Source organism: Snuella lapsa, assembly GCF_039539345.1.
GTDB lineage: Bacteria > Bacteroidota > Bacteroidia > Flavobacteriales > Flavobacteriaceae > Snuella > Snuella lapsa.
The window spans coordinates 26,492-42,252 of sequence record NZ_BAABCY010000007.1 but is presented as its reverse complement, the minus strand read 5'-3'; the positions used below and the strand labels follow the sequence as shown (position 1 = coordinate 42,252).

The 15,761-nt window shown below is 38.1% G+C and carries 16 protein-coding genes; 1 reads left to right on the top strand and 15 read right to left on the bottom strand.

Annotated elements, in window-relative coordinates; all coding sequences use genetic code 11:
* Window positions 1–39 precede the first annotated feature (39 nt).
* The 15 genes from ABD792_RS00980 to ABD792_RS00910 all read right to left on the bottom strand — a co-directional run bounded on the left by ABD792_RS00980 (window position 40) and on the right by ABD792_RS00910 (window position 14,723).
* The gene (locus ABD792_RS00980) at window positions 40–1,731 is read right to left on the bottom strand and encodes a helix-turn-helix domain-containing protein (protein WP_345003836.1); all 1,692 of its coding nucleotides are present in this window, start codon (window positions 1,729–1,731) and stop codon (window positions 40–42) included.
* A 614-nt stretch (window positions 1,732–2,345) separates the two neighbouring features.
* A complete protein-coding gene (locus ABD792_RS00975; protein WP_345003835.1) occupies window positions 2,346–3,485 on the bottom strand; it encodes a type II secretion system F family protein in 1,140 nt (379 codons plus the stop codon).
* Window positions 3,485–3,949 carry a hypothetical protein gene (locus ABD792_RS00970; protein ID WP_345003834.1) on the bottom strand — a complete coding sequence of 155 codons (465 nt, stop codon included), beginning with the start codon at window positions 3,947–3,949 and terminating at the stop codon, window positions 3,485–3,487. The genes ABD792_RS00975 and ABD792_RS00970 overlap by 1 nt, the downstream gene beginning before the upstream one ends.
* The gene (locus ABD792_RS00965; protein WP_345003833.1) at window positions 3,939–4,271 is read right to left on the bottom strand and encodes a hypothetical protein; all 333 of its coding nucleotides are present in this window, start codon (window positions 4,269–4,271) and stop codon (window positions 3,939–3,941) included. The genes ABD792_RS00970 and ABD792_RS00965 overlap by 11 nt, the downstream gene beginning before the upstream one ends.
* Window positions 4,259–5,524, bottom strand: coding sequence for a hypothetical protein (locus ABD792_RS00960; protein WP_345003832.1), 1,266 nt, complete (start codon window positions 5,522–5,524; stop codon window positions 4,259–4,261). The genes ABD792_RS00965 and ABD792_RS00960 overlap by 13 nt, the downstream gene beginning before the upstream one ends.
* Window positions 5,521–5,982: a hypothetical protein gene (locus tag ABD792_RS00955; protein ID WP_345003831.1), complete on the bottom strand. Its 462-nt coding sequence runs from the start codon at window positions 5,980–5,982 to the stop codon at window positions 5,521–5,523. Before ABD792_RS00955 ends, ABD792_RS00960 begins: the two co-directional genes overlap by 4 nt.
* Window positions 5,972–6,328: a hypothetical protein gene (locus ABD792_RS00950; RefSeq protein ID WP_345003830.1), complete on the bottom strand. Its 357-nt coding sequence runs from the start codon at window positions 6,326–6,328 to the stop codon at window positions 5,972–5,974. Before ABD792_RS00950 ends, ABD792_RS00955 begins: the two co-directional genes overlap by 11 nt.
* A gap of 4 nt (window positions 6,329–6,332) precedes the next feature.
* Window positions 6,333–7,094 carry a hypothetical protein gene (locus ABD792_RS00945; protein ID WP_345003829.1) on the bottom strand — a complete coding sequence of 254 codons (762 nt, stop codon included), beginning with the start codon at window positions 7,092–7,094 and terminating at the stop codon, window positions 6,333–6,335.
* Complete coding sequence (locus ABD792_RS00940) at window positions 7,095–7,775, bottom strand: IS1 family transposase (protein ID WP_345003828.1); 681 nt, start codon at window positions 7,773–7,775, stop codon at window positions 7,095–7,097.
* Window positions 7,776–8,076: 301 nt separating this feature from the next.
* Window positions 8,077–8,469 (bottom strand): DUF1493 family protein, encoded by a 393-nt coding sequence (locus tag ABD792_RS00935; protein WP_345003827.1) that lies wholly within the window; start codon window positions 8,467–8,469, stop codon window positions 8,077–8,079.
* A gap of 180 nt (window positions 8,470–8,649) precedes the next feature.
* Window positions 8,650–10,008: an RHS repeat-associated core domain-containing protein gene (locus ABD792_RS00930; RefSeq protein WP_345003826.1), complete on the bottom strand. Its 1,359-nt coding sequence runs from the start codon at window positions 10,006–10,008 to the stop codon at window positions 8,650–8,652.
* Window positions 10,009–10,788: 780 nt separating this feature from the next.
* Window positions 10,789–11,067 carry a hypothetical protein gene (locus tag ABD792_RS00925; RefSeq protein WP_345003825.1) on the bottom strand — a complete coding sequence of 93 codons (279 nt, stop codon included), beginning with the start codon at window positions 11,065–11,067 and terminating at the stop codon, window positions 10,789–10,791.
* Window positions 11,068–11,264: 197 nt separating this feature from the next.
* Window positions 11,265–12,155 carry a tyrosine-type recombinase/integrase gene (locus tag ABD792_RS00920; protein WP_345003824.1) on the bottom strand — a complete coding sequence of 297 codons (891 nt, stop codon included), beginning with the start codon at window positions 12,153–12,155 and terminating at the stop codon, window positions 11,265–11,267.
* A gap of 38 nt (window positions 12,156–12,193) precedes the next feature.
* Complete coding sequence (locus ABD792_RS00915; RefSeq protein WP_345003823.1) at window positions 12,194–13,117, bottom strand: tyrosine-type recombinase/integrase; 924 nt, start codon at window positions 13,115–13,117, stop codon at window positions 12,194–12,196.
* A gap of 40 nt (window positions 13,118–13,157) precedes the next feature.
* Window positions 13,158–14,723, bottom strand: a complete 1,566-nt coding sequence (locus ABD792_RS00910; RefSeq protein ID WP_345003822.1) for a hypothetical protein — start codon at window positions 14,721–14,723, stop codon at window positions 13,158–13,160.
* A gap of 146 nt (window positions 14,724–14,869) precedes the next feature.
* Here ABD792_RS00910 and ABD792_RS00905 point away from each other — a divergent pair, with 146 nt between their 5' ends.
* A complete protein-coding gene (locus tag ABD792_RS00905; RefSeq protein ID WP_345003821.1) occupies window positions 14,870–15,202 on the top strand; it encodes a helix-turn-helix domain-containing protein in 333 nt (110 codons plus the stop codon).
* Window positions 15,203–15,761 lie beyond the last annotated feature (559 nt).

Sequence of the window (15,761 nt, the reverse complement as noted above, 5' to 3'; positions counted from 1 at the left end):
TCCTTGTAACTGTGCCCTGCATTTATAAATTGGGGGGAATTATGTATTGTTCTCTTCCCTTAACTTGCCCAGAAAATAAGAGGGCTTGATCCCTGTCTTTTCCCTAAAAGCCTTTGAAAAGGAGTCCGCCGTTATAAACCCAAATTCATCGGCCAGTCCGTTAATAGAATATTTCAGATATTGGTGGTCTTTCTTGATACTGTTAATGGCATAGGTGATCCGTAGGTCTTTTAGGTAGCTTGAAAAATTCATTTGTTTGTAATGATTTATGATATTAGACATATAGGATGAATTGGTATTGAAGTCCTTTGCCAGCGAACTGAGCGTTATATCCTTGTCCAGATAGGCTTTATCGGCTTCGAACTGTTTTAACTGCTCCAAAACGGTATTTATGATATGCTCGGATATGTCCAGGGCAGGTTTTTCTTTTTTGGGTTTCGGTTCGGTCGTTTCAACAGGGTCATTGTCCAATAGCTGCTGCAATCGCTTTTTGAATTTGCGATGCCTGTGGTTAATATAGACTAGCAGTATTGCCAATATTATAAACGAAACTATGGTCAATATCTGTAATTGTTGCCGTTTATTTTTTAATTCGGTTGTCAGCAGCCGTTTTTCTTTTTTATATCTGGGAATGTCATATTCCAAACGCACTTTATTGTTAACTGTTGCATAGTTAATATCCAATGTGCTGTCAACTGCTATTAATTGGTCGATATAGTACAGCTGCCGGTCTTTGTCCCCTTTATTACCGGCATCCTTGTACAGTTCGTTGTATACCTCTTTTAGTTCGGGAAATGGATCCCCGATCGTTTGATGGATCGAATCTATTCTTTTGAAATAATCCATTTTTAGGGCATGATCATTTTGGTAGTCGGCTATCTTACCCAACATGTAATAACTATCTGAACGCGTTAGCCCTGAATAGTGTGACAGGAATTTTAACAGAGAATCCTGGGTCTGGGGGTATTTCTTTAGGTAATAGTTGGCCGTGGCCTGTACTTTTCCAAGATCATAATAGGAAAGACTATCGTTTACTGATCTTGCATGTGACATGGCTCTGCTTGATACGACCAAGGCTGAATCAGGCTTTTGGTTCCGGATATAGGACAGGGCCAAATTATTGGCAAACAGTATATAATCCTCGTAACGGTCTGCCATGTAGTCAGTGGTACTTGTTACGTCCAAATAATTGGTTTTGTAGATTTCCAATGCTTCTTCGTGGAGACCCCAGATGTTCTTTATAGCGGCAATGCCCATTGAAGCTTCAATCTGTAACGGTTTATAACCTTTAGCGTCAGCCCACTCACTGGCAATGATATAGTTGTCCAGGGCCTTTTCGAAATCAGAACCATAATAATACATATTGGCCTTGAGCAAATAGCCGTTGGTCGGGTAGGCTTCATGGTCACTGTCCTTGGTAACCTTTATCACGGAATCGCAATATTTTAGGTCTGTTTCCAAATCTTCCCAGGTAATAAAATATTGGTAGGCACGGGCCATTTCCAGATTATTGTTCTCTGTTTTTGCTTTATCAAGGTAATAGGTTCTGTAAATGGAAAGTCGTTCCAAATCCCCATTGTAAAAGGCATCATCTGAAAGCTTGCTCAGTTCTTGATATGATTTATTGGAAAGGGAATCCTGTGCATAGTTTCCGTGAAAAGCCTGAAGTATTAGAAATACAGCTATAAGGAGACAGAGATGCTTGATTTTAATATTTGGGGTATACCTCATATTATAAATATGTTAAAATCACTTTACCATCCTAGATACCCCAATACTAGAATCGACTATTTTAAACCTGTTTTATTTGAAAATATGTAAAATTAAATTATATATTACTCATTATCAGTCAAAAGAAGTAAAATTCACTGATATTTATATAATTTTTCTGATGATTTGTTAAAAAAACAAGATTAAATGAATTCTTACAAACTTTTATGGTTGTATAACTATACAATAAAAGTCTTTTCTTCAACATATTCAATTAATTGTGCAGTCAATAAATCCTATATTCATTCTTTAAACACAGAACATAAAGTGGGTGAGAATCAATATAACCAACTTCTGAATAACTTGATATCCTTTCAAAAGTTCCTTGAACTTAACATAAAGGTTTCCATGCAATTGCGCATAAGAGGTTTCATCTATGATTCTAAAATACTCCCATTTTCTAAGTCATTTATGACTTCGTTCAAATCGGCAAACGGGTAGACCAAAAAATCATAATTGCCCGACAGCATTAATCGACCTATGGATGCTTAATATAATAACATAACATCTGTGCTGGTCAATAACACATAATTTGTTTTTTCTTCATCCATAGTCATGGTTTTTCTTTTGTTAACTTAGCCCATAACACTACTCAACTTGAACATCGGTAGGTACATGGCAATCAGGATGATCCCAACCAGGACACCAACGATGAGTATGATGAAGGGCTCCATTAAGGTGGACAGCATTTTGGACTGTTGTTCCACCCGGGTATGGTATTGCTTATTGAGCCTTTCGAAAATATACTCCGTTTGGTTGGTCTCTTCCGCAACCTTGACCAAGGCAATCATTTTATCGTCGAACAATTTGTGCTGGCCTAAGCTATTGCTTAGGGATTCTCCCTTCAAAATATGACCCTCGACGGTTTCAAGGGCTTGCTTTAAGGGGTAAAAATTGATCATCTGCTTAACGAGCTGGATACTGTTGACCACTGGCACCTTGGAGGCCGTTAACAGGGATACCGCCTGTGCAAACTGGGACAGGTAGACCGTTTTGACAAAGTTTCCGATAAAGGGCAGTTTAAAGACCAACAGGTCCTTTAACTGCTTGAACCGTTTTTTCTTGTTTAAAAAGGTCTGTAAGCCAAACACTCCAAATACCATAAGAACCAATATCAACCCATAGGCCTTAACAAATTCAGAGATCCTGATGATGAATTTTGTAATCCCGGGCAATTCCACGCCCTGCTGCTTAAAAATATCTTGGAACATCGGGACGACATAGTGCAACATAAAGAATACCACCAAAACGGCCGTACTCAAAATGATTATGGGGTAGGTCAGGGCACTGACCAGATTTCTGCGCTGTTCATTTTTTCTGGCATAAAATTCGCCCAGTTGTTCCATAACCTGGGCCAATGTCCCGGTTTCTTCACCTATGGCTATGGAATGGTACTCGTAGTCGGTAAAATGTTTATGGGCTTTCATGGCGCTTGAAAGGCTCTGCCCAGCAACAATGTCCTTGGATATGGTATGCAGTATCATTGTATCCTGCTTTTTCTTTTGGGACTTTTCTATGAGTTCCAGAGCTTCCTTTAATGAAATACCGGCTTTTAAAAGTACGCTAAGTTCTGTATAGAAATCTTCTTTTACCTTGTTGGGAAAGGCCTTGTTGAACAGGTTTATTTCCTGCTTTAAAAAAGATTCTTCCTTTTTTTTCGCGTTTTTGCCCCTTTGGGAATCGGTAGTCTTTATGTTGTCCAGTTGAAATGCCATTAGTTCATGAATAAGGTTGCATCGTTCTTCTTGAATACAAGCAGTTCCTGCTGCTGAAAGTTTTTAGATGTTTTTAATTTCAATGCGTCAATGGTACCGTTCCCTACGCTATTGCCATCGAAGAACATCGTTTTTCCCTGTAATCGGATATTAAAAGTGTCCAGTGCTTTAACAATCCCCCTTTCCGTAAATGTATAGGAGGTTGTATCTATCGCAGTGGTAAAGGTCAGTTTATCTTCTAGGGCATCGTATGTTATTTTGGAATAGCGGTTAAAGTCCAGCCATAGGGATTGTTCAAGTTTGCTAAGTTCAGTGTTCCTGTTAAAATTAGCCTGGATGCCATACATATGCTTGTGAACCAATGTCAAAACGGAAAAGCCCATTCCGACAATGACGCTCGTTAAAATGATAACGACGATCAACTCGTTTAATGTAAATGCCGATATCTTGGCCTTAGATTGCAATACGCTCTTTTTTTAAGGTTTGTTTTGTCTTTTGATCCACCGCCTCAAAAACAATCATGGGTTTGTTCTGTTCCAAATGGGAGTTCACGGTAATAGACCACAATTTATAATCTGTTGTATAGGGCAGTGCCAGTTTGTTGTTTATGTACAGGTATTCCAGTTCATTCAGGTAGGTGTCCATCTCCCTGGTATTACCCTTTATGGTATTTGAGAACAAATTGTTCAATATCATACTTGCTATCATAAAAATGACCACAAGCAATACAGTAGCGACCAAGGTTTCCATAAGGGTCGAGGCCCGTATCTTTTTTAGTACAACCATTTTGCTATGCCTTTTTTAATATGGTCTTCAAATAACAATCCTACGTATTCCTGTGGTAGTTTGTCAACCTGAATGGTACCGTTATAAATGTGGTTCTGGTATACAGAGCCCGATTGGGCCGCAACAAAGCCACTGGTATAGACACTGCCGTAAATGGAGCCTAATAGCTCCACGTTTTTATTACAGTAAACCTCGCCAACTACTGTTGCCCCATCATCTATAAAAACCTGTGATCGATAGTTTTTTGAATTTCCCAAATAAACTATTTCGCCCTTGACCATAGCCCCTTTATGGAGCTTAATATATGGAGTATCTTCCGTGTTTTGTGTTTGTTTATTAACCTGTTTGTCCTCAATCAGGATCAGGGCTGAGGGATAACTTAACGTACAGTCATTACCAACGGTAATTCCCCTACTAGCCAATATCTGGAACGTTCCTTTGGAATGGAGTTTAATTTCCACTTCCGGTGCCATTAAAATAACATCCGTTAATTGGGACGTGGGATCGACAACAATCTTGGTTTCCGATTGTACCAGTATATGGCCTGTAAGCGATACACGAGACAGGTCGATAGCCATGGGACTGAAAATGACCTTAGCGGGATCGTAAAAGGAGTTTTGGTAAATCCTGTCCTTTCCCAGATCAATGAATTGTTCCGGGGCAATGGATTTGACCGTTTCGGTCATACCTTCCAGATGTTTTAAAATGTTTGGGTTAATGTCAGGAAGCGTATTACTGGTTTTGTTGCTTCCATAGATTAAGCGGGAGCCATAATAAGAATGCCCCGAGATGTTACCGGTTCTGACTCCTTGTTTGGGCAAATAGACATCACCCTGTATATGTGTCTTCCCCACCACGACGAGGGGCTTGTTTTGTTCTTCTAAATAAAGAGCCGTTTTATTGATTTCTGGTTGAGAGCCCCCCACAAGGGCTATTTTTTTAAATGTGCTGTTCTTGAGTTTTGAAACTACACTCAGTTTATTAAACAGTCCCCAATGATCATTATGTATGTTTATTTCATAACCTTGGTCGTTAGTTAGAAATTGGGTTTTATTCGATTGTGGATCGTTAATAAGCATCTGATCTACAGTGTTATTAACCACATCTACAGTTCCAACAACAAAGTCCGTTCGAATTCTGAATGCCTTATGAGTATGGACAAGAATGGTAAAAGCCGCCAATAACAAAGCAATAATCACCACCACGAACATGGTAAATTGTAAGGCTCCGGCTTTTAACTTTAAGGCTCTCATATCTTTTGAACGGTCTTTCTTTGCCCCTTATAGCTTATTACAATGGATTGGGATGTTCCTCTTAGGAGCTTGATACCCTCAATAGTTTGTTTGGGTTTTACGAATTGTTGTAACCCATTTATGGACACAATGAACATTTTAATCTGTTTGTGTTGTGTGGAGATACTGCCATGATAAATGACATCAGGCCAAGTGATACTTTTGGTAACAGGTCGCTGTATCACTTGCTTTTTTTCTTTTTTTACATAAAGGGTGCCCAAAAACGGATCCCGTTCCACTGTTTGAACGGAAAAGTTGTCTGCTTCCTTAATGGTGTTTGGAGTGAACTGAACCTCCATATTTTGTTGTGCTATTTGTGGCGCATTGGGGTTTATTGCCGAAAGAACCCTATAGCCTATAATGCCCCAAATGCACAAGACCAAGACAATAAGCACATATGTTTTGGTTTTATTTTTCAACGCTAAAACTTTGTTTGCTATAATCGGTATGATATCCACTGTTTTCAGCCCTTACCCGCCATTGGTAGGCATTAACCTTTAGTAGTTTGCTAAAGGAGGTCTTGGTAATGGTGGTATCTATCACAATTTTAGAGGCACTCTCAAAAGACGGTGTGGCTACCTGTAAGAGGTAACTATCAGCGAACGCTAAGGGCTCCCAGGTGAAGGTGGTGCCAAGCGTATCCAAAACGGCCTCATTGATTGGAGCCAAGAGCACGACGGATTCATTGGAGATGTCCTCTACTTCTATGATATCATCACAGGCAATCATGACCATGAACAAAAGCAAAATGGATATATGTTTCATTGTCTTATAGTTTATAATAGTTGATTCTTTTTTTAGCCCTATGGGCGGAACGGTAAGTTCTGTTAGGGCAGTTATCGTATTGGCCCACCAAATCAATAATATTAATGCGATGTTTTTTGTTTTCCTGCCAACAGCAGTTGGAGGAATTATACGCAAATACAACCCCTTGATTAAACTTTATATATTGAGGTGCCGCATTTTCATTTATAAGTTGTAGGGCATAGACTTTCGGCTCGGTCTCTACCAGGAATACCGATTCGGCAGTTGTAAGTCTCTTTATTTCTGGTTCATTGAATGCCATGGACACGCCTGTAATGACTTCCGCATCCGGGTTTAAGCTCAAATAGTCTTTAACACCTTTATTAATTTGGTCGTTTAAGGCTTCTATTATAGATATTTGGTCAGAGAGTTTTAAATGTACGTAAGTGGGTTTACTATCCAGTGAATCCACGTAGTGGATAGTAACATTAGAAGATTGTCTACTTCGGGCGTTTAAAAAAGATTTGTGTGTTGTTTTGGAAAAGGGAATTATGGATACGGCTACCTTAATGTTTTTTTCGTATTCCGGAATAGCAGCAGTATTATATGCTTGTTGTAACATAAAATCTTTAGAACTTGCCACACTTCCCATTTGGACGCTTTGGGTCGTTGTTCTTTGAACTTCCCGGTTTATTGGCATTGAACCACATGAATGTAATATGACAAACGAAATAATTACTAGAGCAGAATAAAAAATACCTTTATATGTTTTGAAGGGATGTGTCATTTATAATGTTTTTAAATCTAAGGTATGTCCCCAAAAGTATAGACTCACCATCGCTTCTAGAGTTTTTATACTTTTAGGATAGCAAATTGTTTTTCTGGAAAGGCACTTTAAATGGGTACGTAGATTAAGATGGTACCTCTCGATACGGTTTGTGAAAATCTTGCCGAAACGGTGCATTTGGCTAGGGATTATGGATTTATAGGGAAGCCATTTGTCCGTATAAATATATTTGGGGGACATTAGCAACACTTTATGTACTATCTCATACAGTTGCTTGGAGGTTCTGCTGCCAATACAAAAATGGATGACTTCTTTTGTGTTCCTGTTTATGGCATAGCTTAGGTAGCAATAATCTCCCATGCCCAATACTTTGACGTGCATTTCGTCCATTTCATAGTTTTGATAAGAAGCATGGGTTTTTAAAGGCTTTAGGGATCTGGCCATTTGTAAAAGCCGCTTCCTTACGGTGTGTCTTGAAATTTGCAATATCCTTGAAATATCGTTGATGCCACAACTATTGATCAATAAGGTATGAATCTTTCTATTTGTCGATGCCCTATAGGCCTTATAGGTATAGGTCTTTTGTTGACTTAATTTGCAGTTTCGACAATAATAGCGTTGTACACCATCGACCTGGCAACCATTTTTATTACACTTCCCTTGGCATCTCCTACATTCCATAAAAAATTGTTATCTATATCGGTAAATGTATTTGTTTTTTGGAAGTCACTAATAAGCTAAAACCTTACTTTTGGTAAGGTTGACACGGGTCAAGTATCCACTAATCTAACCCAAGAGGGTTCCATAAGTATCTGTTTTAAAGACTTTGGGAGCTTTAAAACAAAACAGGCATACCTAAGTATACCTGTTTATATTTTTAAATTTAATGTATTTTACTTGTAATCAAATAGTTAAAATAAAATAATAGTGTACCAACTAATTTATACCGTGACCATTTGAGACACTACCTTAAATTTAAACGTTAGTCTTCTCTATTACGTCTAAAAAACTCAACAAATTTAATCATCTGAAGGATAGTTAACTTATCCCCATATTGTTCGTAAAACATTGTTTGTTCATTAACATTGGGGAAATTCAATCCTAATTTTTTAAAAACTTTAATCATTATATCTCCTATATCTTCATCATCTATATCATAATCATTAATTAAATCATCAGAAGGATATAAATTCTTATCTAAGGTTTGTGGTAAATATTCAAAAATATAGTCATAAACAACTTCTATCGACTCTTTTTTTAACGAATCATCTGCTAGAACTTCATTAATAAAATTACTTTTACTGAATGGTTGTCTATTAATAAAAATTTTATTTAATCTATTATACCACCTTTTATTTAAGACTTTTTCTAACATTTATCCTATTACTACTAAATTATAATACAAACTAATATTTCATTTACTAAAATAATCTGATTCTTTTTCACTAATTCGACATTATTATAGACTAAGTATCCTTATTCAAAGATACCTCTTAAATCTGAGTTTATTCGTAGATGATTAACTAAAAATTTTAAATAATAACTAGTAATAATTTTATCTCCTTATGTACGTCCTTTCATGAGGCTTTTTACCATAACCATTTCTAGTCTGATTTTGAATCCCCATGGGTTTTGCATTATACAACATGCTAGCACCATCATATGCTAATAACCCCCATCCTACAAATGGAATCCATCTACCAACGAATCTACCAACCAATTTAGTTCTTGTCCATCTCAATGGAGTGGTCACACCTCCATTTAAAGTAGGTAATCTAACCGGAGAGTTAAAAGGCAAAACTTTGCTAAAAAATCTTGAAGCCAAGGAAGTTCCCCTAGAAGCAGCAGGAGCATTACCAAATGCTTTCGTGATGAATCTTTTGCCTAATAGAGGTTGTCCTGATAAAACCAAGCCAGCTCCAACTGGAGTTCTCCATGACAATCCAGAAGAAGATTCTTCAACTAATGATAATAAACTAACAGGAGTCATACTTGCTAAAGATGTTGTTCCATCGGCATTCCATACTAAATATGTCGAGCCTAAAATCTGCGTGGATTCTGAATTTCCACCACAACAATCTTCATCTTCCCCTCCTTCTTCGGATGAACCAGAATTATCATCATCTCCTGTACTTTCAGTATAATACCCGGGTCTGTTATTAAAGAAATCATCTCCCAACATTTTTCCTAAATCAACAGGGTCATCATAATCTCTACCTTCATCGCCATATTCATTACCAAAAGGGTCAAGATTTTGAGGTTCATCAACTTCATCAATTGGTGCCATTCCATCTGGGTCAGTAAAACGCAATGGATTATTAAACGCATAATTATAAGGTGAGTGTCTTCGCATTTGCTCAGCCAACGGATCAATATTCATCCACCTACCCAATGCAGCATCATAGTTCCTAGCACCGTAATCATACCAGTCAAGACCTAACTCATCGTTAAGCTCTTTCCCATTGTATCTATAATTCTGTGCTATATTGGTGCTTAGAACATTGTCCTTGTTGTAACCCCTATGTTCCAAGCCAAAAGGATAATAATTGTTCTCCTCTAAAATTTCACTAGAAGCAGTAATCTGTCCATCTCCATTACTATCCATATAGGACAACCTAACATTCCCCAAGTGATCCTTGTACTGGTACACATACTTATAACCATTTACGGCATCCACATAGCCCTCAGGGTGGTTAAAGAATTCTAAGGTCTCGGCACTGTTGTAGGGCTTTTCGTAAACATAATTGCCAGCATAGACCGTGGTGGCTCCGTTACTCACTGTTTTCTTAAGTTTTATACCTGTTGCATCGTAAATATAGGAAATATTTCCTCCGCTCAATGGGACGTTGGTCGGTAAATTCAAATGGTTGTATGCAATATTCGATGAAATACCCTTGTTGTAATCCCGCAACATATTGCCATTAGTATCATAGCTAATACAAAAAATAAAAACTCGGTCGCTTTTTTTCAGGGCGAACCCTTAAAAAATATTTTAAAGAACGTTTTGTTACCCGTAAATATATGGTTTTTATGATTATTCCCACGCAAGTAATATCCAATATTCTCGTGCCTCAAAAACCCCTGTATATTACTTGCTCCCTTTCCCTCGTCAAGTTACATAAAACGGGTTATAGTACTTCCTCGCACCGTCAATGGCGTAGCTATAACCAGTTTTATGTAAAATACTCCCTTCGCCCGAGCTTCCGACGCTTTTGCTCACTCTGGCGCACTAACGCACTTCGTTTGTTGCATTCCAATAACAGTTAAAAATCCACCGCACAGACCAGCCTCTTTTTTAACTATTATCGTAACGTTTGCATCGGAAGCAAACGTTTTAAAAAGATGAAGATTTAAGAAGTGGATTATTGAGCGCAACGGCAATCTTCAGCTTTTTAAAATGATAGGCAAAGTGCCGATTGAACGTCCCGTAATGCTTTGGGCTATTTGTGGCCACACGCACACATCTTGAAGTATTAATTTTTGTCCTTTTTCAGTTCGTATTTGTGCGTCGGATTAGCGGATATTTTACATAATTTCCATTATAACTACGGCTTTGGTTCGGCGTGGATGATGTCGGCAGTATTATAATGCCAATTATGTAAACATAGCTTGGGCGGAGCGAGGATAGGAAGCAAAGCAAGTACAGAGGGTTTTGAGGAACGATAATATTGGACTTGCTTTGCGTGGACTTAGTTTATTCAGATTTCAACCATTCGGTTAATCCATTAATTTCATCATGCGGATAGCTAAGTAAAACAATTTTACAGAGCCAGTACATCACGCTTTGCAACTGTTCTCTTTTATAGTGCCTTTTCTCTAATTGCGTTAACAGCAATATATTTTCAAGTAACGATTCGTGCATATAGGCAAGCTCGTTCAAGTTGCTGATTGGTAGTTTTATATAATGCTGTTTGGTCTCGGGGTCTGTTTGCAGGGTATGGCCATACCTTGACTTAAATTCGTGTGGATTCATTTTGTAACTATTTTGAGAATATAAAACCCGTAAGCCTTAGAAGTCTCACGCCAGTTACAGCGTTTGGAGCTTTCGCATTCCCACTTCGTAGCCTACGGGCAAAAATTGTAATTTATTTTTGTAACTGTTTGAGATAAATGTACGGTGTTTTCTTTAATTCTATGGACTTCTGATATATGTTTTCATAGGATGCTTTTTTAACTTATTGGGTGGAAGTTGTTTACTATCTCGTGCAGGTTCTCTAAATCGTCCTGTACGTATTTTTCGGTAGAACTTATGTAACGATGCCCTGCTAGGTACTGTACTTGTCTAAGGTTATGTTTTGATAGCCAGTTTACTATAAGGCTTGCCCTTAACTGTGAACCATTTGTTACCTTGTGGTTGTACTGCTTTAGGTTTTTTATAATCCTGTGCGCTATGCTGTGTATCTGTGATGTGCTTCCAAAAATGAGTTGTTCGTTATTGGTGGTCTTTATCCTGTTGGCTAGATATTGCCTCGTGGAACTGGTATAGTTCATTAAGTCCATCATTTGGCAAGGTTGCAATTTTATAGTCCTTGCATTGCTACGTCTGGTACTTGGTATATCTATTTTTCCTTTGCTTAGTTGCAGGTATTCTTCCTGTAAATGGTAAAGCTCCACTTCCGTGATGCCCTGGAATACCATAAAGCCCAACACCACTTTATCCCGTAATTTGGTGGCCTTGAAAAAGGTGTCGTGATGCTCAATATCATAACTGTAATAAAGGTCTTCCAGTTCTTCTTCACTAAGCAGGTTGTTTAACACCTTGATACGTTTGCCACGTATGGCCATATCCTCGGCAGGGTTCTCCATCATGTCTCCTTTGGCCATCAGGTAATCGTAATAGAGCTTGACCGCTCGCAGTTCATTGTTGGTAGAGGAACGTTCATATTTCTTTTCCGTCTGTAAATATTTGGCGTATTTCAAGAGGTTGCTGTAACTTAATTCCTGTGCCGTTATGCCATAATTTTTGAGCCAACCTTTAAAACGCTTGATACGCCTTTTGTGGATTGTAACCGTGTTTTGGCTGTACTGGTTCTGTAATAGGTATGCTTCGTAGTTTTCCATAATATAGGTTTAATGTTTGCGTGTCGAGGCTCTCGACCTCATAGTTCTTGTTTGATTAAATGGGTATATACTTGTGTGGATTCTAAAGAGGTATGCCCCAAGAACTGGCTGACCGCTTCTATGGCTACGCCTTGTTCGAGCAGATGTGTTGCTATACTGTGCCTTAATTTGTGGGGCGTGATGCGCTTTTCTGTAATCCCGCTATCGTTTGCAGCTTTTATGATTATACGCAACCGCAGTTTAAAGCTCATACCGCCCAATCTGCCACCTTGCGAGTTTACGAACAATGCTTCGCTTTGGTTGGCTTTGTAGAACTCTGGTCGGGCATCGTAAATATAATCTTCCAGTATTCGCAGGTTGTACGGATTGATTGGTACATAACGCTCCCTGTTGTTCTTGGTCTTTCTGACCACGATACGCTCTTTATCAAAAAGAACATCGTTAAGATTCAGGTTTACTGCTTCGTTTCTTCGTAGTCCGCAACTGTACAGTACTACCAATATGGCTTTATCCCGTAACCTAAATTTCCGTGATGGGCTTGTGTAATCCGTTGCTTTAAACAGCTCTTTTATTTCGTATTGGGTCAGTATATCGGTTTCGTTCAGCTTGTCGGTACGTTCAAAACGCAGGTGTATGGACAGGCTTTTAGCATTGTGCTTTTTCAGGTATTCGTTAAAGCGTTTGAGTGTGCTGATATGACCATTCAAGGATGGGTTACTTAACGCTCCACCATAATTTTCATTGGGTCTTTGCTTTAAATATTGGTAGTAATCTGTAATGTCCTTTCGTGTGATTGTGGTTATGTTGGTATGCCCGTTCTGTTCTAGCCAGTAAAAGAACTCCCGTAAAAAAATAGGTGAGTATTTTATAATGCCCTTGCTATAACCCAATATATCCAACCAGTCCTTAAAGGACACTAAAAGGGCTTTATACGTTTTGCTTTTTAATTTTAGTTTTTTCACTTGGTTATACTTTTGGGATTTTGTGGCGAGTTGCATGTAATCAACTGGCTTTCTTTGTTTTAACCTCGCCATTTTGCCCGTGGTGACTTTGTGGCGATATGGCGAGTTCTATCTGTGTGATACAGTTTTGCAATGCGCTGTTTATCTGCTCTTTGAGGTTGCTGTATTCGTCCACGTCCACGATTTCAAAACAGTAACTCTTAGTTTTAGATTTTACTCTTTGTATATAATTCTCTTCCAACAACTGTTTGTTGTACCGCCTTAAGGTCGTTTCCTTGATGCGTAACCGTCTGCGGATTTCAGAGTTGGTAAAGGTTGTTTGATTGTTCTCTTTTAAATACTGTTTCAAGTTTTCTAAATGGTTTCTGCAAGCTCCTGTAATGGTATCGGATTTTCGCAATAACACTTCTATAATAAGTTGGTTGGCTTCTTCTATATCTTCGATGGTGGTTTCGATATATTCCTCGCCTGTTTGCTCGTCATATTTCTTTTCTCGTTGGTATTGCTTGTAAAAAGTAATGGCTTCAATGAACTGTAAATAATGGCTGTTGGTTCTCCGTGGTTTAAACACACTTTGTGGGAGTTCCAAGTATTCTGCATAAGGATTTATGATGGTAACCGTCTTTAGGCATCGTTGTACATTTTGCAGTAATTGTACGGCATCCGTTTGACCTTGCTTGTCTATCTTGCCTGCGGAGGCTCTCCGCTGGTAGTTCATTATGCGTTGGTCTTGTTCTGTGCTTTCATCTATGTACAGTAAAAAACTACGGTTGCTATTATCTTCATAAATGCTTTCCTGTGTGGTGCATCCTGCTACACTTACAGGCCCCTCGACCGTTAGGTGTATGGTTTTGGTTGTGCCTTTGGTATCTTTATGTACCACGGTTTTTGTGATACGCTTTTTGGATTGTAGCTCCCTGAGTGGATAGAGTACGGATTCTGCGCCGTCTAAATCTTCTATTAAAATAAGTTTGTGTTGTAGTTCTGTGCGGTTGAAGTAATAAAAGGCATTGGCACTTAAAACGGTTATTTCTACTTTGTCTTCTTCCGGGATGAGTTCTGCAACCTTACTTTGTAAATGTGTCTTACCAACTCCGGAACTTCCCAAGCTGATGCAATGTAATGGGTTATTGGTTTTTCTGCTCGTAAATATCAGGTACATTAAAATCCTGTTGGTGGTTTCGCCTATAACGCCGCTTTTGCCAATAAGCTCGTTTGTTTTGCTCAATAGGTCTTTAGATTTTAAAAACGCTTCCGCCTTTTTTATTTCCGTAGCCGTTAGTTGTTTTCCTGTGGCTGTAACTTGCGATTGCTCCAACAATACAAAACGGTAATTTTCAAGTTCCTTCGTTAAATCCTGTACCGTTCTACGTGCTATACTTGTTCCTATTTCGAGGCGTTCTGCTATTTTACGCACCAACTTTTCTACTTGGTTGTCGTTGTACAGGTCAATGCTATGGCGTAACACATTATGCTGTTTGGGTTTCTGCACACTTAATGTGATGCGTAGGGTTTCGAGCTTTGTGGTCTTGATGCCCCCTAAAATGTGGACTTCTAAATGTTTGGTGGTGTACTCGTAGTTGTTCGGGTTGGATGTGTTGAGCATTGTTAAAAAATATTTTTTAGTACCAATTGGTAACAAAACTAATAAATAGGTTCTAACAAAACAACATTTATTTGACTTGTTTAACACTAATAAGTGACTTACATTTGCTCTAAACCCTTAAAACAGGTTATTTACAATACTTTTATATGACTTTTGGAGAACGTATATTGTCTTTAAGGAAGCGACTAAAGTGGTCGCAGGATGAACTTGCTAAAAAAGTTGGTACGTCTGCACCTATCATTGGACGTTACGAGCGTAACGAGATTAAGCCTTCAATTGATACAGCTAAGGCCATAGCAGATGCGCTTGGTGTTACTATTGATTTCCTGATTGGCGGGGATGATATAATAATGGACAAGGAACTACTGCAAAAAATTAAGGACATTGAGAGTTTTACTAACGAAGAAAAAGCCAAAATTTACGACTTAATAGATATGGCTATAAGTTACCATAAGACCAAAAAAGCATACTCTTCGTAAGCCTAAAACCATCACAAATTAAAGTTATTAAAGTACGCCCTATATAACATGTACTCCTAGGTTGCACTATAGCAACCTTTTTCAACTCAAATACTTGATTATTAGAAAATTACAAAAATTGCACATGCAAAAAATTAGTTTACTGATTGTCAGTAAGTTACAAAATGGCATTTTCTGAGTTTTTACTCTCTAAAACATAAGAAAAACAGGTATAGAAATATACCTGCTTTATGTTTTAAGTAATTAATTGGTTAACTAATTTAGACCTAGACCTTTTATGGTGTGTGTGATATAGAATGGATTATTTATGCGTTTATTTTTTTTACATGCTCTTAATTCACCGCATCACCAAAATTCACTATTTTTAATGCTTATTAAGTTTGGCTAGTTTAACATAAGAGCCAGATTGTCGCAGTATATTGAAGAAAAACTAATGAATAAAAAGAATTTAAAAATAGTTAGACTATACATAATTGGTTTATTCTGTATTGTCTGCTATTTCTTTTTGGAGAATTCTAACATAATACCTGAGCTCGTTGAAGAAGCGAATAAATTTCGC

Coding starts and splice junctions, on each gene's coding strand:
- ABD792_RS00935 (WP_345003827.1), bottom strand. CDS start 8,469: ATGTTAGAAAAAGTCTTAAATAAAAGGTGGTATAATAGATTAAATAAA.
- ABD792_RS00980 (WP_345003836.1), bottom strand. CDS start 1,731: ATGAGGTATACCCCAAATATTAAAATCAAGCATCTCTGTCTCCTTATA.
- ABD792_RS00945 (WP_345003829.1), bottom strand. CDS start 7,094: ATGACACATCCCTTCAAAACATATAAAGGTATTTTTTATTCTGCTCTA.
- ABD792_RS00940 (WP_345003828.1), bottom strand. CDS start 7,775: ATGGAATGTAGGAGATGCCAAGGGAAGTGTAATAAAAATGGTTGCCAG.
- ABD792_RS00920 (WP_345003824.1), bottom strand. CDS start 12,155: ATGGAAAACTACGAAGCATACCTATTACAGAACCAGTACAGCCAAAAC.
- ABD792_RS00910 (WP_345003822.1), bottom strand. CDS start 14,723: ATGCTCAACACATCCAACCCGAACAACTACGAGTACACCACCAAACAT.
- ABD792_RS00930 (WP_345003826.1), bottom strand. CDS start 10,008: ATGTTGCGGGATTACAACAAGGGTATTTCATCGAATATTGCATACAAC.
- ABD792_RS00975 (WP_345003835.1), bottom strand. CDS start 3,485: ATGGCATTTCAACTGGACAACATAAAGACTACCGATTCCCAAAGGGGC.
- ABD792_RS00925 (WP_345003825.1), bottom strand. CDS start 11,067: ATGAATCCACACGAATTTAAGTCAAGGTATGGCCATACCCTGCAAACA.
- ABD792_RS00950 (WP_345003830.1), bottom strand. CDS start 6,328: ATGAAACATATATCCATTTTGCTTTTGTTCATGGTCATGATTGCCTGT.
- ABD792_RS00965 (WP_345003833.1), bottom strand. CDS start 4,271: ATGGTTGTACTAAAAAAGATACGGGCCTCGACCCTTATGGAAACCTTG.
- ABD792_RS00960 (WP_345003832.1), bottom strand. CDS start 5,524: ATGAGAGCCTTAAAGTTAAAAGCCGGAGCCTTACAATTTACCATGTTC.
- ABD792_RS00905 (WP_345003821.1), top strand. CDS start 14,870: ATGACTTTTGGAGAACGTATATTGTCTTTAAGGAAGCGACTAAAGTGG.